This is a genomic window from Microbulbifer maximicatervae (SeqCode) (assembly GCF_052467815.1).
The window spans coordinates 3,854,068-3,874,400 of the sequence record NZ_CP174326.1; the positions used below are offsets into that span (position 1 = coordinate 3,854,068).

A 20,333-nucleotide genomic window follows, 5' to 3' on the forward strand; every position below is an offset into this window, starting at 1 on the left:
AGAGAGGCGTTACTGGGTCAGTCGTTAGTTTTCTGTTGTATATAGTTGCGCCATCCATGAAACTTGGAGATGTCTTCCTGCTGCTGGGTTAAATAGTTTTCGCCCAATATCCCTAAGACTTGCTCACCATTTTCTAAGCTCACTTTGCCTAATGTTAGCCCTGTCGCTTCTAAATAGAGCACTTCAATTAAATTGGCCTTGGGAAGGGACCAGATTTCAATGTCAAACCATGTTCCTCCTATAATCACTCGCTGCATAGAAGGGTACTGGCCTTTAATTACCCACATTCGGTAGATGGCCTCTGTTCTGTCCTCCCTGACAAAGGTTGCATTGTTTTGTAGCAGGTTGCTTTCTAACTCAAGGCCGCGCATCAATGGTCCATTTACTGCGACTTCTGTATATGTGCTCATATTGGTTGCCGATATCCGATATTCAATATTAGTGCTACTGATCGGTTTCATTACTACTCATACCCAAACTCTCCGCATAGGCTCGCCAGCCATGCCACTTGGAAATATCTTTCTGGTTTTGCACAATATAGTTTTCACCTAGTATCCCTAATACTTGTGTTCCATCCGCTAAAGCAACTTTACCTAAGACTAATCCTTTAGCCTCCTCCTCTAATAGGTTGACTAAGTTTGCTTGAGGAATTGACCAGATCTCCAGTGCAATCCATGTGCCGCCACTAAGCACTCTCTCCATTGCAGGGTATTTGTCTCCAATGGACCACATTCGATAGATTGGTGCTGTTTTAGCCTCACGCACAAAAGTGGCGTGGTTTTTCAGCATATGTTTTTCAAGGACGAATCCGCGCATTAGGGTGCCATTAACTGCGACGTCGATAGATTCAGCGTTCGCTAGTGGCACCAATAGCATTAAGCTAGCAGCAACATATCTGAGTATCCTGAGCATTGATTTATCTCGAGTTTAGGCTGTATGAATTTAGCTTATATATGGAAATAAGAAGACTCTAGATTATGCTTGGGTCTCGTTAATTATTTTAAATTGGTACCAGAGAAACATCTTGCCACTTACCAATAATCACTAATGGAGATACATTGTGAGTCTGACGGATTTATTGTTACCTACGTATATACAAATGTTGGAGGCTCTTTCCTGTTGGCTTGAGAAAGCAAAAGCAGAATTGCCAGAAGACAAGTCCGAAGCCCTCCTTAAAGCGAGGCTCGCTCCAGATATGTTTCCCTTATCATCCCAAGTTCGGTTTAGTTGCTTGCAGGCGCAAGAGGCAATATTTCGATTGGGGCGGCGTGCGATTCCAGATTTTCTGGAGGAGTTGGCTCGAGAAGGGCAGGGAGCTGGTGAAAATCCTGGGTCCATTTCCGAAGCTCAAGAGCGAATTCGACAAGCGCTGATACGTTTAAGAGGCGTTACTCCAGAAACATTGATGTTGAGAAGGGATGAGCTTGTGACAATTAAACTTCCTAATGGGATGATTTTTGATATGACTGATGATCAATATGCCAGGGATTGGGCGTTACCCCAATTTTATTTCCATATTAATACGGCTTATGCAATCTTGAGAAACCAGGGTGTTTCATTGGGAAAAGCTGATTATGTGCAGCATGCTTTTGCTTACCTCAGGTCAGAGATGACTTCAGACGCCTAAATCACGGGAATACTTGATTTTTTTAATTTATGGCTAAAGAGATGTTGGTGTAAATTAATTTCAACTGACTTTTGTGCCTTAACCTTATAAAAGTTAAATTCAGTAGGTGAGGAGATTATTTGATAAAAAGTCAAACTTCTTTGTTGGTACGTTCTTCTATAGAATCCGCCCCCTTTCCGATTCTTCATGCGTACGATAACAGGAAGTTGATTTATGACCATCTCCCGCCGAACTTTTGTCCAGGCTATGGGTGTTGCACTTTTGACCCCCTTTGCGGTTCGTTCTCTCGCGGACACAGATAGCGAAACCTATGCACGTTTTGTGCTGGGCGGCACCACATCTACTGATCAAATTGATAACGATGGAATTGTTTTTGATTTATCCGTGGCCTCGGGAGATCCCAGTCAAACAGGGGTGGTTCTTTGGACGCATATTAATCCAGACTCCTATATAGATGGCCAGTCTCTATATGTAGATGTTGCGTTGGATGAGGAATTTACTCAGCCAATTCTAAGTGCTGAAATCAATGCTAGCGATATCACGGCAGACCGCGATTACACCGTCAACATTGACCTGGAAGGCTATTTATCCTCTGATCAGCGTTATTACTACCGGTTCAAATACGGCACTATTTGTAGTCGTACTGGCCGCTGCCACACTTTGCCAACTGGCAGCCTCGAGACTCTAAAGATGGCTGTGGTCACTTGCCAGGATTACACCACCGGTTACTACAATGCCTATAACCATATTGCGGACGAAGATGTACATTGCGTACTGCACTTGGGGGACTTTATCTATGAATATGCCGAATATGAGGGTTTTGAAAGCTCAGTAGTGCATTCGCTCTCTCTGCCTTCTGGCGGTTCGGTTGCGATGGACCTTGAAGATTATCGCCATATCTATAAGGAGTACCGCAAGGATAAGAACTTGCAGCGGGCGATGGAAATGCACTCATTTATCATCACATGGGATGATCATGAAACGGCAGACAACGCCTACTGGGATTATGAGAGAGATACTCTGGGCGTGCCGTCTCACCCCTACCAGACCGGTGATAACGATCCTGATCAGCTGCGCCAGTTACGTCGCGATGCCCAGCAGGCTTGGATTGAATATGTCCCAGCACGGGTAAAAGTTGATGAGTCCGCAAGCCATGCTTTTGACTACTTGCAGATATATCGGTCATTCCAGTTTGGGGACTTGGTTGACCTTTATATGACAGACAGCCGCACTTATCGAACCAAGGAGCCTTGCACTGACGGTACTACTTGGGAAAATTACTGGTGTACAGATTACGAAAAAGATAGCCAAACCATGCTGGGTAAGACACAGCGGGATTGGTTGATAGATGGAATTGTAAATTCCAGTGCCCGCTGGAAAGTATGGGGGAACCAAACTCTACTGGCCCAATTGGCTGGGACTATCTTGGGGCGTTCACTGGTTTATGCCAACTATGATGCCTGGGACGGTTACCAGTGGGAGCGGGAACAGATTCTGTCGTCGGTTAAAGACAGTAACGTTGACAATTTTGTGGTACTGACAGGAGATCTTCATTCCAGCATCGCGTCGTACCTAAAAGTAGACTTCAGCAAAATCAGCAACTGGAACTACGACAACTTGGTCGGTGTTGAGCTGATGACCCCATCTATATCTTCTCCTAATATGAACGATACGATTGAAAAAGGTATTGATGTTGGCAGTGTGTTTACCTCATTGCTAAATGGTGGGGTTCAGGTCAACAATCCACATATCAAAGATTTTGTCAGTAATATCTATGGATATGCGGTGATTGAATTCAATGTTGATGAATTGAATTGGACCGTATACAACATTGATAAGAAGAGTGACAATCCGGATACCGAAAAGGCCATTTACAAGAAGTTTAATTATGAGCCGGTTGGCATGTGGTTGACTGAAAAATAACTAGCTGCCATTCAATATGAAGTTGGGGGCGCTGGCCCTCAACTTCATAAGATTCCCGTATATCTATTTCTTTTTCATCACAGCTAGAAAATCCTCCCCTGCTTCCGGAGCTAATGGGTCTGCGAGTACACATTTGATATATGCCTGCGGGTCATCTATACCCGACGATGGGCACAATGCTGTATCTGGCGTTGGGGCACTCTTGATAGATCAGACATCAAGTAAAAGGATATTACTTTGCTGCAAGACTCTTACCCTTACTACCTGGCCAATGAAGCAGTGCATGCCAACACCGATCTGGAAGTTACTGACAAGTATTCAGGGAAAGTAGCTACCCGGGTTGCAATGGCTGATGCCAAGGTTATTGACAGTGCCATCGACTGGGCGCTTTTGGCAGAAAAACCGATGGCTAATTTGCCGTCTTACAACCGCCAGGAAGTTTTACAGCATTGTGTTGTACGTTTTCGTGAAAGGTTTGAAGAGCTGGCCGAAGCGCTGTGTATTGAAGCTGGTAAGCCAATTCATGATTCACGGGGCGAGGTACTGCGTTTAATCGATACATTTCATGTGGCTGCTGAAGAGGCAGTGCGTATCAATGGCGAGATTATCAATCTTGAGATATCCAAGCGCTCACGGGGTTATCGCGGATATATCAGACGAGTGCCGGTGGGCGCATGCTCATTTATATCGCCGTTCAATTTCCCTTTGAACCTTGCCGCTCACAAGGTGGCACCTGCCATCGCGGCTGGATGTCCCTTTGTACTGAAACCTGCAAGCCGGACACCTATTGGGGCATTGATTATCGCTGAAGTCCTTGCGGAGACTCAGTTACCGAAGGGCGCTTTCTCTGTATTACCTTGCCACCGGGAAGGGGCAGACCTTTTTACTGTGGATGATCGATTCAAACTACTCAGCTTTACCGGCTCACCTTCGGTGGGTTGGGATCTAAAGGCCAGGGCGGGGCGAAAGAAAGTGGTTTTGGAGTTGGGAGGTAATGCAGCCTGCGTTATCGATCGGGATACAGATCTTGATGATGCTGTAGAGAGGCTGATTTTCGGTGCTTTCTATCAGTCGGGCCAAAGCTGTATCGGCGTCCAGAGGATCTATGGGCATTGCAGTCTATATGAAGATTTGAAGCGACGACTGGTTGAGCGTACCAAAAAGCTTAAGAAAGGCGATCCTCGATCAGAAGATACATTTATTGGCCCAATGATTTCTGAGGGAGAGGCCACCCGCTTGCATACCTGGGTGGAAGAGGGGGTTCAAGCCGGGGGAACCCTGCTTTGTGGAGGTACACGAGATGGCGCCATGCTTGATCCAACGCTATTGGAAAACGTGCCCCATGACTGCTCCATTGTACAGCAGGAGGCATTTGGCCCTGTTGCAATTCTGGAGCCTTTCGATAGCTTTGATGATGTTTTAGACAAGGTGAATGACAGTGCCTTTGGTCTGCAGGCTGGCATATTCACTCGTGACCTTTACAAAGCCCAGCAAGCCTGGGATACCTTGGAAGTGGGTGGTGTGGTTATTGGTGATGTACCCAGCTGGCGGGTAGATAATATGCCCTATGGTGGTGTTAAGGATTCGGGTCTTGGTCGGGAAGGGGTACGCTGGGCTATTGCGGATATGACCGAGGAGAGGCTAATGGTGGTGCGTGAGTTAAATAGCTAGAAAATTAATAGATCTCCAGGCCCACAACTCTCCTTGCAGCTGTGGCCTTGGACTAACGATTGACCTTACTTATTAGTTTGGGTATGTCTGGCTGAGATGCTGGGCATGAAACCGAAGATGTTCCTCAATAAAGCTGGCGATAAAGTAATAGCTGTGGTCATAACCGGAATGGCGGCGAAGTTGGAGCGGGTAGTTACTTGCTTTGGCAGCCGCTTCGAGCATCTCGGGTTTCAGCTGTTCAACAAGAAAGCTATCGGCTTCCCCTTGATCCACCAACATCGGCACAGGCTTCTCGACACTTTTGAGTAGTTCGCTGCTGTCGTAGCCGCGCCAACTATCCCGATCTTTGCCCAAATAGGTTTCAAAGGCTTTTTGCCCCCATGGACACTGAGTGGGGTTGCTAATGGGGCTGAAGGCTGATGCGGAAACATAACTTGCCGGATTGCGTAGGGCGATCATCAGTGCGCCATGGCCCCCCATTGAATGTCCTGCAATGGCCCGCCGTGTTGTCACAGGGAAGGTGGTCTCGATAAGTGCCGGCAGTTCTTCCACCACATAATCATACATGTGGTAGTGGCGACTCCAGGGCGCTTGGGTGGCGTTGATATAAAATCCAGCACCTTGCCCCAGATCATAGGCTTCATCATCGGCAACAGATTCTCCACGGGGACTGGTGTCGGGAGCAACGATGGCTATCCCTAGTTCGGAGGCAATCCGCTGGGCTCCTGCCTTTTGCATAAAATTCTCATCGGTACAGGTCAGACCTGACAGCCAGTAGAGCACCGGAACCTTGTGCATTTGTGAAGCTTGCGGTGGCAAATAAATAGCAAAACGCATTTTGCAGTTAAGTGACTGTGAGTCGTGAAGGTATTGCTTGTGCCAGCCGCCAAAACTCCGGTTGGCACTGATATTTTCAATAGACATGATGGATAGCCCTAATTGGACCACCTCCAAGAGATGGCCCAATTGATCATTGCTGGTTATTGATCGAAGTGAATGACGGTGCGGATACTTTCGCCTTTATGTAACAGATCGAAAGATTTATTGATGTCATCCAGGCTCATGGTGTGGGTGATAAAGTCGTTGAGCTGGAATTCGCCATTCAGGTAGCGCTCTACGTAGTCTGGTAATTCGGAACGTCCTTTAACTCCGCCGAATGCGGACCCGCGCCAGACTCGGCCTGTTACCAGCTGGAATGGGCGGGTAGAGATCTCCTGGCCGGCACCAGCTACACCGATAATGACCGATTCACCCCAGCCCTTGTGGCAGCACTCCAGAGCGGAGCGCATCACATTGACGTTGCCAATGCATTCAAAGGAATAATCAACACCGCCCTCGGTGAGCTCGACAATCACTTCCTGAGTCGGCTTATCGTAGTTGTTGGGGTTGATGCAGTCTGTCGCCCCCAGTTTGCGGGCTAATTCAAACTTGCTTTCATTGATATCGATGGCAATGATTCGCGAGGCCTTTGCCATGGTAGCGCCGATAATCGCCGAAAGGCCAATGCCCCCAAGGCCAAAAATCGCAACAGTATCGCCTTCTTGAACTTTGGCGGTGTTCATCACAGCGCCCATACCAGTAGTGACACCACAACCCAGCAGGCAGACTTCCTCTAGCGGCGCAGCCGGATTTACTTTTGCCAGTGAAATCTCTGGCAATACGGTGTACTCCGAAAATGTCGAGCAGCCCATGTAGTGGTAGATGGGTTTGCCATCTTTATAGAAGCGTGTGGTGCCGTCGGGCATCAGGCCTTGCCCCTGAGTTTCACGGATCTTTTGGCAGAGGTTCGTCTTGCCGGACTTGCAGAATTTACACTCGCCACATTCTGGGGTGTACAGGGGGATCACATGATCACCCTCTTTGACACTGGTAACCCCTTCACCGACATGCACGACAATACCGCCACCTTCATGGCCCAAAATACAGGGGAATTTGCCTTCCGGGTCGTCGCCAGACAAGGTGAAAGCATCGGTGTGACACACTCCCGATGCAATGACCTTGATCAATACTTCACCAGCCTTTGGCAGCATGACATCCACTTCTTCGACCGATAACGGTTGGCCAGGCCCCCAAGCGATGGCGGCCTTCGACTTGATAAATTGTTCAGACATTAGATTACTCGCTGTTAAATCATGTCATTCAGGGCCTGGAGTTGGTTGGCCCCGCTGTGACGACTGGGGAGCCATTATATTGATTGCAGAATTGATTATAATTGGGTGTTTTTGAAACTTACTTTTACATATTTGCAATAATGAAAGATTGGGAAGGTATTACAGAGTTCGTTTATGTCGCTGAAAGCGAGAGCTTTACCTTGGCTGCGCAGAGGCTGGCTATTTCCACCGCTAAAGTCAGCCGCCAGGTCAGTGCTTTGGAGAGCCGCTTGAATGTCAAACTGCTATATCGAACCACGCGCAAGGTGTCACTGACACAAGAAGGTACGCTGTTTTACCAGCATTGCCGGGGGGTGCTCGATGGGCTGGAAGCGGCGGAACGAGCAGTAACTCAATTACAGAGCCACCCACAGGGTAAAATCAAACTGACGGCACCGGTCACTTATGCTGAAAAGAAGGTTGCACCACTGATCAATGATTTTGTGATTCAAAACCCTAAGATTGAGGTCAATGCCTATTTCACCAATCGCCAGGTTGACCTTATAGATGAGGGTTACGATATCGCCATACGCCTGGGTAAGTTGCAGGACTCAACCTTGATGGCAAGAAAGTTGGCGGACCGGCGAATTCATCTGTGCGCCTCACCGGATTATCTTGAAGAGCACGGGACCCCACACTCGTTGTCGGAATTGAACAGGCACAACTGCCTGCTGGGCACACTGGATTACTGGCGATTCAATACCAGGGAAGGAGAAAAAAACCTTAGGGTCAAAGGTAGCCTTCGTTACAACAACGGAGGGGCGCTTTTAGATGCTGCGCTTAAAGGCCTGGGGGTTGTGCAGTTGCCCGATTACTACGTCGAGCAATATATCGCTGAAGGAAAGTTAATCACCCTCTTAAGTGATCTCGAAGATAGGGATGAAGGGGTATACGCAGTTTACCCCGGCAATCGATATATCGCGCCGAAAGTCAGGCTGCTGATTGATTATCTAGCCGAGTATCTCACTTGAGAAAAGGGAGGAGGCAGATTAAGGGTTTGGTGTAGTAAAGGGTTCACAGTGATTTATTGCTAGTGGAGGTGGTTTTTTGAAATTGTTGGCTTACTCACGTGCTGCAGAATTCTGCAATCCGCTTCCATTTTGGCTCCAGCATTAAATAGTGACCATAACCTTCCGCTCGGTAGAAGGTGGTATTTTTTCCTTGCCACTCAGCAATTAACCTTGCTGTGGAAGGGGGGATTGCCAGGTCATCGGTTCCCGAAACCATTAAAGTGGGGCAATTGATTTTTTGATAGTCAATTCTGGTTGTTTTATTACTGTCAAAAATCCAGAAGAACAATTCAAATAGGACTTGCCCAGATTCAGGACCTAATCGATCAAAGACCTTGTGCTGGTCGCCTGGATTGAGTTTGTTCAACCCGAATTTCACCATTGTCGCGAAATCCGGTAACAGGACATCATTCCAAAATTCACCCGCAGCCATAAACAACTTGCCCAGCGCACTCTCTTCTTCTGTGGTGGGCAGTATTCCCCAGTTCACGCTTCCGTTAAGCAATACGATTGCCCGTGCCAAATCCATAGTTGCCAATTTTTGTGCAATAACACCGCCCAGGGAGTGGCCGACTAGAACAGGCTTTTCATCTAAAGATTGTACAAATGCCCTGATGTCATCAACGTAGTCGGCAATACTCAGTCCTTTAAGGTGCTGCTGATTTTGTTCTGACTTTAGATCTTCATGGTAGCGGTAGCTTGGGCTGTGACAATAGAATCCTTCCTCCTCAAAATACTGGTGGAAGTTCTCCATTGTCCAGGGGCCGGCATTGGTCCCATGGATGAAGACGATAGGGGTATCCAACGCTGACTCCTGGTTTCTCAAGGCTTCCTTAGACTTTAGATGCGAGAATATCCGCAGTCATAATTTGTGGTTCTGATGCGAGCAGTTCATCCGCTTTGCCAAGCAATGCTGCAGCGATCTTGCCGTTAAGATGTGCAGTCAAGCCGTCTTCATCGCTAAAAGTGTCGAAAATAGCAAATCGCGTAGCGTTGATTTGTACGGCATACCAGCTCAGGGTTCCTTGCTCTTCCACAGCGAGCGGTTGGGCTGAGGTAAGCAGCGCTTTTACCTCATCAGCCTTATCCGCTTTGGCGTCGATCAGTGCCACGATGGCCAGCTTTGCTTCAGTCATTGTTTTCTCTCACGTTGTTTGGTGATGAGTATCCTAGAGGAAGCTTAGGCTTGACTATCAGTGTCCAAAAAGACAATGATCAGACAAAATTCGCCACTTTGAGGATTTATGGCCCAGATAGTCATCTTATCTATGCCGCGAGTTTTGCCGTCGGCTCTGGCTGGCGTTCAGGATATGTTTGCCCTGGGTGGCCTCCGCTTATCTGAAAGCCAACACTCCCTGGACCCTGCCTATCAACAGTCCTGGTCCCCCGAAATCCTGGTCGCCAGTTCTGATGGCGCCGACATTATAGACGGGCAGGGCAGGTACTTTGCTGTAAGCCATGGGGTATCACAAATATCCAGTTGCGAAGCCGTGATAGTCCCCGGATTTATGCCCAACCAGTTTGGTGTGCCCCCTGAAAAGCTGCTGGATCAACCGACTTGCGAATGGCTGCGAACCCAATATAGGCGCGGGGCGATTATCGCGGGTTCCTGTAGTGGCGTTTTGGCGCTGGGTGAAGCGGGTCTGCTAAATGGACGACAGTGCACAACCACCTGGTGGTTACACAATGAGTTGAAATCCCGCTTTAGCAATGCCTGCCCGCTATGGGCCAGTGGACTGTTAGTAGATGAAAATATAGTGACAGCGGGTGGCCCTTTATCTTGGGTAGATGTGACTCTTCAAGTGATCAAGATGGTAGCTGGCGATGAAGTCGCTACCAAAGTTGCTGATCTCGCCGTTGTGGACTCCCACCCGCGTTCGCAAACTTTGCATGTACCAAAAGGCTACCAGGTATCAAAAGAGCAGTTTCTGGTGGATGCAGAGAATGTAGTTCGCCAATATTTTGGCCAACAGTTAAGCAGTCAGTTGCTGGCAAAAGAACTGTCGATATCTGAGCGAACATTACACCGGCGGCTAAAACAGTTAACAGCGCAAGCACCCAAACAATTTATCGATAGCGTCCGTATGGAATACGCACGTAGCCTTTTGCTAAACCCAGCCAATAAGGTTGCCAGTGTCGCGCAAGAATTAGGCTATTCCGATGATGCAGTATTCCGACGTGTATTTAAATTACATGTGGGGATGAGTCCCAGTCAATTTAGGCAGAAAAATCAGAAGAGCTAATTTGTTTGGCAGGCTACCGTCAGGGCTGGGGTCAAGTTAGGCGGTAAAGCTGATAGTTGAGATAAAGAGTATTCTAAAGATAGATATTATTGACCTCTTCTCCCAAGGATTGGCTTAGATCTTTCCTGGCAGAAAACCAGTAGCATCAATATTTATAGAGGCTCGTTTGTAGTGGTTGTCTTGGCGTGAATGAGAATTCTGGTAGGAGATCAACAAATTACTTTTAAGATATTAGAAGCTATATCAAGGCTGAAGCTAGGGGTGAATAGAAGTTTAACCGGCTTCGATATTCTGGGTGGTGCCAAGTAATTGTTTTTTTTGTTTTATATAATTTTATGCAACCAAAAGATTTATTTCGCTGGGTGGGTTGTGCCTGTAGTTGTGTCAAGTGAAAAATGTGAAGTGCTTCTAATTTGAAGTGGTGGTTTGAGTATTTTTAATTTTTGTCACTATTGACAGGTTGATGATTTAAATCAAGGTTATGTCATTATTTGCACATTCTTCGACATTTTTTTTGGTATGCTAACGATAATTGCGTCAACCAGTATTTTGAAAATACGTTGGTTGTAGTTTTAAGGAAGGAAACACTCAAGAAACTTGATTGAGTGTGAATGCATGAAGGGTGCATGGATTGCTGTTGGAAGTGCAGTTTTGAGCAAGTGGTATCAGTACCTATTTCGTTCTTTTAATTTCTGCAGAGCTTTCTTTCAGTTGACTGTGTGGATGGCCGAGTTGCTTGGCTTTCTCGCTGCCCGTTGTGCGTCGATTAGTTCAAGGTGCAAATTGGGAAGGCATGTTCATGCGCAGCTCAGCTTATAATCATTCACGGCTTTTGGCGTTTCAAATTAATGCCAGGCAGCTGTTGCAATACTTGTTTGTCTCATTGGTATGTGTTTCGGTTTTTACGTACGCCGAAGTGGCAGTGGATGAGGATGTTTCTCCCTGGCAGCTTTCTATCGTTGGTGCCAGCACCGGTGATGTGATTCTAAGTGGTGATGATGCGGCATTAAGCTTAGGAATTTCAGAAATTTGTGTAGCTGAAAACCAGGTTTCCGAAGATTTTTCCTCCAGTTCTAGTGAAGATCTCTCCTCGCTTGGATTTCATAGCTTTGGTAGTGAAGCTCTATCGTTACGCAATGAGCGCGCCACTGTAACTGCCCAAACTGATCAAGTCCTGCTGGCCCCAACGGTGCTCAGCGATTCAGATGAAATTACTCTCAGTGCCCTCATTAATTCATCAACGGACGCTGGAGCCGGTACTGATTCACTCACTATCTATCTGACTGATTCTGAATATGTTGGTTATGGAGTCCAGTATCAAGGAGATGGTTCAACCGGCGTATGGGCTCTGGTTCAATTTACAGGTGCCGAGAGTCAATCCAATTTAGCTCAGGTGGCTGCAACTGATAATCATCCAACAACTGGGCAAACGGTTACTTTAAATCGTTCTGGCGATACGTTGACGGTTACTATAGGAGGAAGTGATATTGGTCTTACCTATACTGTAGGTGAGGGCATTGGTGATCTTTCTCGCTACGGCATACGTTCTACCTCACTTGGCGTTAGCGACAATAATTACCTAGATGACCTAACGCTGACTTTCTCTTCTACTGCTACTTGTCCAGCCTTGGCTGATACAGGTGAGTGGGATGATGCCTACTCTCTGCACTTTGTATATCAAGAATTGCTGCAGCAGGGAGAATTGATTGCACGTTTATCCAGCCATACCAATAGTGGATCTGGCATTGCTGGTATTGCGCTACGAAATGGCACGGCAGCAACTGATAAAGCCATTGCATTGGTAATGGACCCGTCTGATAACAGTATTGGACTTTTCACCCGAGATACGGATGATACAGCCAACACGCTAATTACCACCGGACAGACTGGCGCCTTGCCCCAGTGGTTAAGATTAGTGCGTGATGGCGACACGATTACAGCTTATATCTCTACGGATGGTGCAAGTTGGACTCAGGTAGATAGTGTTTCGATCAGCTTTGACGATATTGTCAAGGCCGGAATTGCAGTGGCAGTTACCGGCAGTGAAGCGCAAACGCTGGAATACGATAACCTGAGTGTTTTAAATGAACTATCTGGCGATATTACTTCAGATATAGAGCTTGCTGCACATCAAACCTATGTAGTGACAGGGGATGTGGATGTTAATAGTGGGGTGACTCTAACTATTAATGAAGGCGTGACAGTCCTATTTGAGGATTATTTCACCTTTGAGGTGAACGGCAATCTCACAGCTACTGGTGAAGCAGACGCGCCGGTAATATTTACTAGTGCACAGGCCTCGCCAGCTAAAGGTGATTGGTCTGGCATTGAAGCAAAAAGCGGTAGCGTAGTGAGCTTGGACTATGTGACTTTGGAATACGGAGATCGTGCTCTTTACGCAGCCCCTGGTAGCACCTTTAGTCTCAGCAATAGTACATTACAGAATTTTTCAAAGAGCGGTATTTATGCCTACAATTCTACTGGCGTAATTAGTAATAACACCATTCAGTATGCAGATAATGCTGGACTGTATTTGCATCTCGTTGCAGATGTAACCGTCAGTAATAATATTGTCAGTGATAATAAATACGGTATTTACATTCATGGTGCTAGTGGTGGAGTTACCACCCCAACCATTATCGACAATCAAATTATCGATAATAGTAGTTACGGCTTTTATTTATATGGTGCAGGAAATGCCAGCTACGACCCCCTTCCAGTAATTAATGGAAACAGTATTTACAGTAACGGTACCTACAACGTATATACAAAAAACTATGGAAGTGGATCAACGACAAACGTTGATGCAACAGGTAACTGGTGGGACGCCACCGATCCTGGTTCTATTTCTCCAACAATTTATGACCATACCGATACTGGTAGTGACTCCAATCCATTTATCGATAATGGTGGGTTCTTGGATGCTGAAGATGGAGTGGCAGTAGTCAGTCATTCATTGATAGGTACCCTAACAGAAGATACTACTTTGCTTTCGGGCAATACCTACACCATGTTGGGACACCTTTACGTTGGTTCAGGCACGGTACTAACTGTAGAGCCTGGTGCGCGAATTGAGTCGGGTGGAGGCTATCGAATCGTTGTTGATGGAACTCTAAAAGCCGTAGGCACCAGTGAATCGCCAATTGTATTTACCAGTGATGAAGAGTCTGCATCCAGTGGTCAGTGGAAAGGTATTCGCGTTGACGAAGGCGGCTCGGTAGAACTGGACTATGTGACGTTGGAGTATGGCGAATATGGTCTTTATGCGCAGTCGGGTAGTAGCTTTAGTCTGAGCAACAGTACTGTGCAATATATTGAGGAAGATGGTGTTTATGCCTATAACGCCAGCGGCTCAATAATTAACAATACTATTCAGTATGCTGAAAATGCTGGGGTATACCTATACGGTGTAGCGGATGTCACCGTCAGTGACAATGCGATCATTGATAACAAATACGGGTTCTATATTAAGGGCGATAGCGGTACTGCTACCACCCCAACGATCACGGGCAATACCATTACCGGTAGTAGTAGCTACGGCTTTTATTTGTACGGAGTGAGGGATGCAGCGTACGATCCGCAACCTGCAATTACCGGCAACAGTATTCACAGTAACAGTAGTTACGACTTGTATACCTACTATTATGAAAGTGGGGTGCTTAACGTCAATGCCAAGGGTAACTGGTGGAACACTACAGACTCTGGCTCTATCGCGGAAGAAGTATACGATTATAACGATAGCACCTCTTACCGGCCGCTAGTAGATTACAGTAATTATTTAGATGGTGAGGGTGGCAACGTAGCAGTTAACAATGGCTTGCTTGGGTATTTGACTGAAGACACCACGCTGTTGGCTGATACCTCTTATACCGTATTGGGTAACTTATACGTACAAAGTGGTGTGACCCTGGCAATTGAATCGGGTGCTCATATTGAAGTGGGTGGGTATTTTACTTTCAAGGTTTATGGCACCTTAGATGCGCAAGGAACCAGTGATAGCCCGATTGTATTTACCAGTGATGAAAGTACTCCTAATGTTGGTGATTGGTATGGCATCGTGGCGCAAACTGACGGTGCGGTGAATTTGGATTATGTAACGCTGGAGTACGCTGATAGAGGTCTTCAAGCATCTTCAGGTAGTACCTTCAGTCTGAGTAACAGTATTTTGAGGTATCTTGAGCGAAATGCTGTTTATGCCTATGACGCCAGTGGCTCAATTACGAACAATACCATCCAATATGCTGATGATGCAGGGTTGTATCTGTACGGTGTAGAGGATGTCATTGTTAGTGATAACACGATTACAGACAATAAATACGGTTTTTACATCAAGAGCCATAGTAGTGGTGTCACCACCCCAACCATTACCGGCAACACGATCACAGATAATAGTACTTATGGTTTTTATCTGTATGGCTCAGGAAATGCTAACTATGATCCCCTTCCAGTAATCAATGGAAATAGTATTTACAGTAACGGTACCTACAACGTATATACAAAAAACTATGGAAGTGGATCAACGACAAACGTTGATGCAACAGGTAACTGGTGGAACGCCACTGATCCTGGTTCTATTTCTCCAACAATTTATGACCATACCGATACTGGTAGTGACTCCAATCCATTTATCGATAATGGTGGGTTCTTGGATGCTGAAGATGGAGTGGCAGTAGTCAGTCATTCATTGATAGGTACCCTAACAGAAGATACTACTTTGCTTTCGGGCAATACCTACACCATGTTGGGACACCTTTACGTTGGTTCAGGCACGGTACTAACTGTAGAGCCTGGTGCGCGAATTGAGTCGGGTGGAGGCTATCGAATCGTTGTTGATGGAACTCTAAAAGCCGTAGGCACCAGTGAATCGCCAATTGTATTTACCAGTGATGAAGAGTCTGCATCCAGTGGTCAGTGGAAAGGTATTCGCGTTGACGAAGGCGGCTCGGTAGAACTGGACTATGTGACGTTGGAGTATGGCGAATATGGTCTTTATGCGCAGTCGGGTAGTAGCTTTAGTCTGAGCAACAGTACTGTGCAATATATTGAGGAAGATGGTGTTTATGCCTATAACGCCAGCGGCTCAATAATTAACAATACTATTCAGTATGCTGAAAATGCTGGGGTATACCTATACGGTGTAGCGGATGTCACGGTCAGTGATAACGCAGTAATCGATAACAAATATGGATTTTATATTAAGGGTTATAGCGGTACTGCTACCACTCCAACGATTACCGGCAATACCATCACTGGTAATAGCAGTTACGGCTTCTATTTGTATGGGGTAAGGGACGCAGACTACGATCCACAGCCTGCAATTACTGGTAATAGTATTCATAGTAACAGTAGTTACGATCTATATACTTACTATTACGAAAGTGGAGTCCTCACTGTTAATGCCACAGGTAACTGGTGGAATGCCACGGACCCAGGTGAGATTGGCCCAGAGGTTTATGACTATAACGATAGTAGTTCTTATCGGCCGATAGTGGATTACAGTGGCTTTCTGGATGCCGAAGACGGTAGCACAGTGATCAGTAATGGATTGATTGGCTACCTAACCGAAGATACCACTCTGTTAGCAGACACGACTTACACCCTAGTGAGTTCGCTACACGTGAAAAGTGGTGTGACTTTAACGATTGAACCTGGTGCTCGTATTGAAGTGGGTGGAAGGTTTTTTCTCAGGGTTTATGGCACTTTGGATGTACAGGGCACCAGTGATAATCCGATTGTATTTACCAGTGATGAAAGTGAGCCTAGTGTTGAGGATTGGTATGGCATTGTGGCGCAAAGTGGCGGCATGGTGAACCTGGACTATGTGACTGTGGAATACGCGGATTCTGGCCTTTACGCAGTCTCGGGGAGTACCTTTAGTATCAAGAATAGTACTTTGCAGCATTTTGAGTTTAATGGAGTTTATGCTAACAATGCCATTGGCTCAATTAATAACAGTACTATACAGTATTCTGAGAATGCCGGTGTTTACCTGCATGGTGTAGCGGATGTCACCGTCAGTGACAATGCGATCATTGATAACAAATACGGGTTCTATATTAAGGGCGATAGCGGTACTGCTACCACCCCAACGATCACGGGCAATACCATTACCGGTAGTAGTAGCTACGGCTTTTATTTGTACGGAGTGAGGGATGCAGCGTACGATCCGCAACCTGCAATTACCGGCAACAATATTCACAGTAACAGTAGTTACGACTTGTATACCTACTATTACGAAAGTGGAGTACTCACTGTCAATGCCATGGGCAATTGGTGGAATACCACGGATTCGGGTTCTATCGCAGAAGAAGTTTACGATTATAGCGATAGCACTACCTACCGCCCGTTAGTGGATTACAGTAATTATTTAGATGGTGAGGGTGGCAACGTAGCAGTTAACAATGGCTTGCTTGGGTATTTGACTGAAGACACTACATTGTTGGCTGATACCTCTTATACCGTATTGGGTAACTTATACGTACAAAGTGGTGTGGCCCTGGCAATCGAGTCCGGTACTCATATTGAGGTGGGAGGGGATTTCAGCCTTGAAGTGTACGGCACCTTAGATGCGCAGGGCACTAATGATGATCCAATTGTATTTACCAGTGAGGGGGGCAGTGTCGGAGATTGGTATGGCATCGTGGCGCAAAGTGGCGGCACGGTGAATTTGGACTATGTAACAGTAGAGTACGGGGATTACGGCCTTTACGCAGCCTCGGGCAGTACCTTTAGTCTCAGCAATAGTACCTTGCAGTACTTTGATGGGAACGGTGTTTATGTCTATGACGCCAGCGGCTCAATCAGCAATAATACCATTCAGTATGCAGATAATGCTGGGGTGTACCTTTACCGTGTGGCGGATGTCATTGTTAGCGATAACACAATTACAAGTAATAAATACGGTTTTTACATAAAGGGGCATAGCAGTGGTGCAACAACTCCAGATATTACTGACAATTTAGTAGTTGCGAACAGCAGCTATGGTTTTTATTTGTTTGGAGTGGATGACGCAGACAACGATCCTCAACCTGTAATTAGTGGAAACAGTATTTATAGTAATAGCAGCTACGATGTTTATACTGATAACTATGAGAATGGCGTAGCCACAGTGGATGCCACTGGCAACTGGTGGAATACTAAAGACTCTGGGTCGATTGCAGCTGAAATTTACGATTATTCTGACAGTGCTACTGATAAACCATTTGTAGATTATAGTCGCTATTTAAATAGTGCTAATGGTAGTTCAGTATACGATCACTACCTTCGCTTTGATATTGAGTCAGATACAAGTTTAGCCGCAGGTTCCTATATTGTTGTTGATGATATTAATGTAAATAACGGTGTTAGTTTAACGCTGGAAGCTGGGGCAATATTGGTATTCCCTGCTGGTCACTCACTAACAGTAGAGGGAGATCTGGTAGTTAGTGGTTCCAGCTCCCAGCCGGTGCTTTTCACCAGTGAGGCAGAATATCCTGTGGCAGGAGATTGGCAGGGTATCGTTGTTGCCAGTGGTGGCAGTGTCAGTATTGATAATGCTTACATCCAATATGCAGAAATTGCAGTCTCTGCGACTTCACCCAGTGCGTTCAGTATTACCAACAGCATTATTACTGACTTTAGCGAAAGCGGGATCAGTATTAACAATTTTGCTGGTGGCACTATTGCCAATAACTTAATCCAAAATACGGATTACACAGGTACAGGGATAGCCCTGGATACTGCATCGTCAGCCGTAACTGACAATATTGTTACTGGCTTGAATTACGGTGCCTATATTACCGGGGCCTCTTCACCGAGCTTAACGGGTAATAGTTTTATCGATAATAATTATGGTATTTACCTGAATGGTTCGGGTAGTGATGCTACCAATCCAACGCCCACGATTACCGGCAATGATCTCTATGGTAATACCAATGGCAGTTTGTACCTCAATAACTATGGTAGTAGCTCGGCGGTGGTGTTGAATGTTACTGGCAACTGGTGGGGCAGTGCTGCACCAGAGTGGGGGGTAGATATTATCGGGGTTGATTCACCAGAAACTGCCGTAGATTACAGTAGTGCCCTGGCTGCAGAGACCCGCGTAATAACATCCAACTTAAACGGAGATTACGAGTACTTCTCCCCGAATAGTGATGGCAATCAGGATACGTTAGCCATTAGTGCCACCTTGAGCTCAAGTGGCAGCTGGAATTTGGAAATTAGCAATGAGTCTGGAACGGTTGTGAATACTTTCTCTGGAATCGGTACAGATATCAGTATTGATTGGGATGGTAGTGACAGTAGCAGCGCGGTACTGAGTGATGGCCGTTACTATTTACATCTAAATGTGGCCGATGGGGAGAGTTCAAGCTATCGAGCGGGTGCTATTTGGGTGGAGCTGGATAACACTGCACCCTTGGCCGATATGAGTAATATGCTTGATGGAGATACCTTATCCGGTACCAGTCTGGAAATTGAGGGCAGCGCCATTGATGATTACTTTGTGAGCTATGCACTGGATTATCAATTAGTTGATGATACTGATGCTTGGGTAAGTATTGAGTCTTCCACCTCGGCTGTAAGCGAAAATACCCTGACGGAATGGGTGTTTAGTTCTACTGATGGTACTGTTACAGCACCAGCAAGTGGTGACTACCAAGTGCGCTTAGTGGTTAATGATAAGGCAGGTAACGTAAGTAAAGTTATTCGTACTATTACTATCGACTTGGTGGGAATCTCTAACGTCAGCCGCAACCAAACCACAGTGAATCCGGTTGCTGACGAAAGCCTGGTAATCAGTTTTGATTTGTCTGCTGGCGCTACCGTTACGTTGGATATTAAAGACGAGCAAACTGAAGAGCTGGTTCGCAGTGTGGTGGAAACCTTTGATAGTGCGGGTAGCTATTCCCTGAGTTGGGATGGCAAGGATGATGAGGGTAATTATGTTCAGGAAGAAGCATATACCTACTTCCTGACTGCAGTGAGTGGCAGTGTGGAAGGGGTGTACGTTATTGAAGATGGTGGAAGTACTAGCGATATCCTATTGGGTACAATGGATACCACCATGAATGCAGTACAAAACGACTTTATGAAAACTGAAGTTACGCCCACGGCGAATGTGCGTGTCTATATGGAGGTCACGCCAGATGGGGGAGATACTCATATTGTCTATGATAATGTCCCCATGGAGGCCGGTACCCACTATATGACTTGGGATGGTCGCACCGCTGATGGCGTACTTACTACTGGGTCTTTTTACACCTATGTGCCAGCACCTGAAGTTCTGCCCACCAACGTGGTAATTATTGACGGCATAAACCCAAGTATCAGCGGCACACTGGACGCACCCAATATCGAAGTTAAATCCGATCCTTATTTGATGTACCACAGCTACGATCAAATCTCGAAAGTAGCTTACTTGTTGGATCAGGACTCCTACGTAACCTTCAAACTGTTACCGCCGGATATCGGTGACCCGACAGATGCCGGAGCGATCACCTTGATCGATAACCAGCTGCAAGCCGCTAATGACAGCGATGGTGCAGTAGCCACTCACGAGGTGGAGTGGACCGGTTATGAAGAGAGCGATGGCAACGCGATTATGGTCTCGGATGAAGGTGTGTACAGTTTCTGGATAGAAGCGACTTCGGCAACTACCGGAGCCAGTACCACTTACTACGGCGCATTGCAGCTGTATCAATAATGATTAGGGCGCTAGCGGTGTTTTAGT

General features: G+C 46.3%; 12 protein-coding genes. 6 read left to right on the forward strand and 6 right to left on the reverse strand.

Translation table 11 applies throughout. From position 1 onward, the window contains the following. Positions 1-17: 17 nt before the first annotated feature. Together ACJJIW_RS16785 and ACJJIW_RS16790 are read right to left on the reverse strand one after the other, a co-directional pair. On the reverse strand, positions 18-461 hold the full coding sequence (locus ACJJIW_RS16785) for an allophanate hydrolase-related protein (protein ID WP_444935794.1): 444 nt from the start codon (positions 459-461) through the stop codon (positions 18-20). Continuing rightward, positions 445-912, reverse strand: coding sequence for an allophanate hydrolase-related protein (locus ACJJIW_RS16790; protein ID WP_444893982.1), 468 nt, complete (start codon positions 910-912; stop codon positions 445-447). The genes ACJJIW_RS16785 and ACJJIW_RS16790 overlap by 17 nt, the downstream gene beginning before the upstream one ends. Positions 913-1,060: 148 nt before the next feature. On the opposite strand from ACJJIW_RS16790, the gene ACJJIW_RS16795 reads away from it, so the two are divergent. The 3 genes from ACJJIW_RS16795 (at position 1,061) to ACJJIW_RS16805 (ending at position 5,221) form a co-directional block, all read left to right on the forward strand. Continuing rightward, positions 1,061-1,627, forward strand: coding sequence for a DUF1993 domain-containing protein (locus ACJJIW_RS16795; protein ID WP_444893981.1), 567 nt, complete (start codon positions 1,061-1,063; stop codon positions 1,625-1,627). Positions 1,628-1,840: 213 nt separating this feature from the next. Next, positions 1,841-3,550: an alkaline phosphatase D family protein gene (locus ACJJIW_RS16800; RefSeq protein WP_282932912.1), complete on the forward strand. Its 1,710-nt coding sequence runs from the start codon at positions 1,841-1,843 to the stop codon at positions 3,548-3,550. Between the two features lie 237 nt (positions 3,551-3,787). Continuing rightward, positions 3,788-5,221, forward strand: coding sequence for an aldehyde dehydrogenase family protein (locus ACJJIW_RS16805; protein ID WP_444935795.1), 1,434 nt, complete (start codon positions 3,788-3,790; stop codon positions 5,219-5,221). 72 nt (positions 5,222-5,293) lie between these two features. Here ACJJIW_RS16805 and fghA read toward each other — a convergent pair whose 3' ends face one another. Next, entirely contained in the window at positions 5,294-6,145 is an 852-nt protein-coding gene (gene fghA, locus ACJJIW_RS16810; RefSeq protein ID WP_444935796.1) for an S-formylglutathione hydrolase, read from the reverse strand. A gap of 56 nt (positions 6,146-6,201) precedes the next feature. After that, complete coding sequence (locus ACJJIW_RS16815) at positions 6,202-7,332, reverse strand: S-(hydroxymethyl)glutathione dehydrogenase/class III alcohol dehydrogenase (protein ID WP_444935797.1); 1,131 nt, start codon at positions 7,330-7,332, stop codon at positions 6,202-6,204. 140 nt (positions 7,333-7,472) lie between these two features. On the opposite strand from ACJJIW_RS16815, the gene ACJJIW_RS16820 reads away from it, so the two are divergent. Continuing rightward, complete coding sequence (locus tag ACJJIW_RS16820; protein ID WP_413662089.1) at positions 7,473-8,342, forward strand: LysR family transcriptional regulator; 870 nt, start codon at positions 7,473-7,475, stop codon at positions 8,340-8,342. Positions 8,343-8,436: 94 nt separating this feature from the next. Here ACJJIW_RS16820 and ACJJIW_RS16825 read toward each other — a convergent pair whose 3' ends face one another. After that, positions 8,437-9,186: an alpha/beta hydrolase gene (locus ACJJIW_RS16825; RefSeq protein WP_444935798.1), complete on the reverse strand. Its 750-nt coding sequence runs from the start codon at positions 9,184-9,186 to the stop codon at positions 8,437-8,439. Positions 9,187-9,214: 28 nt separating this feature from the next. After that, positions 9,215-9,517, reverse strand: a complete 303-nt coding sequence (locus tag ACJJIW_RS16830) for a putative quinol monooxygenase (protein ID WP_444908198.1) — start codon at positions 9,515-9,517, stop codon at positions 9,215-9,217. A gap of 108 nt (positions 9,518-9,625) precedes the next feature. Here ACJJIW_RS16830 and ACJJIW_RS16835 point away from each other — a divergent pair, with 108 nt between their 5' ends. After that, the gene (locus ACJJIW_RS16835) at positions 9,626-10,624 is read left to right on the forward strand and encodes a GlxA family transcriptional regulator (RefSeq protein ID WP_444935799.1); all 999 of its coding nucleotides are present in this window, start codon (positions 9,626-9,628) and stop codon (positions 10,622-10,624) included. Positions 10,625-11,423: 799 nt separating this feature from the next. Beyond that, positions 11,424-20,306 carry a right-handed parallel beta-helix repeat-containing protein gene (locus ACJJIW_RS16840; RefSeq protein WP_444935800.1) on the forward strand — a complete coding sequence of 2,961 codons (8,883 nt, stop codon included), beginning with the start codon at positions 11,424-11,426 and terminating at the stop codon, positions 20,304-20,306. The last annotated feature ends 27 nt before the right edge of the window (positions 20,307-20,333 follow it).

Bases quoted from the DNA above. Each gene is read 5' to 3' on its own strand.
- ACJJIW_RS16785 (WP_444935794.1), bottom strand. From the start codon at position 461: ATGAAACCGATCAGTAGCACTAATATTGAATATCGGATATCGGCAACC.
- ACJJIW_RS16790 (WP_444893982.1), bottom strand. From the start codon at position 912: ATGCTCAGGATACTCAGATATGTTGCTGCTAGCTTAATGCTATTGGTG.
- ACJJIW_RS16800 (WP_282932912.1), top strand. From the start codon at position 1,841: ATGACCATCTCCCGCCGAACTTTTGTCCAGGCTATGGGTGTTGCACTT.
- fghA (WP_444935796.1), bottom strand. From the start codon at position 6,145: ATGTCTATTGAAAATATCAGTGCCAACCGGAGTTTTGGCGGCTGGCAC.
- ACJJIW_RS16815 (WP_444935797.1), bottom strand. From the start codon at position 7,332: ATGTCTGAACAATTTATCAAGTCGAAGGCCGCCATCGCTTGGGGGCCT.
- ACJJIW_RS16820 (WP_413662089.1), top strand. From the start codon at position 7,473: ATGAAAGATTGGGAAGGTATTACAGAGTTCGTTTATGTCGCTGAAAGC.
- ACJJIW_RS16830 (WP_444908198.1), bottom strand. From the start codon at position 9,517: ATGACTGAAGCAAAGCTGGCCATCGTGGCACTGATCGACGCCAAAGCG.
- ACJJIW_RS16835 (WP_444935799.1), top strand. From the start codon at position 9,626: ATGGCCCAGATAGTCATCTTATCTATGCCGCGAGTTTTGCCGTCGGCT.
- ACJJIW_RS16840 (WP_444935800.1), top strand. From the start codon at position 11,424: ATGCGCAGCTCAGCTTATAATCATTCACGGCTTTTGGCGTTTCAAATT.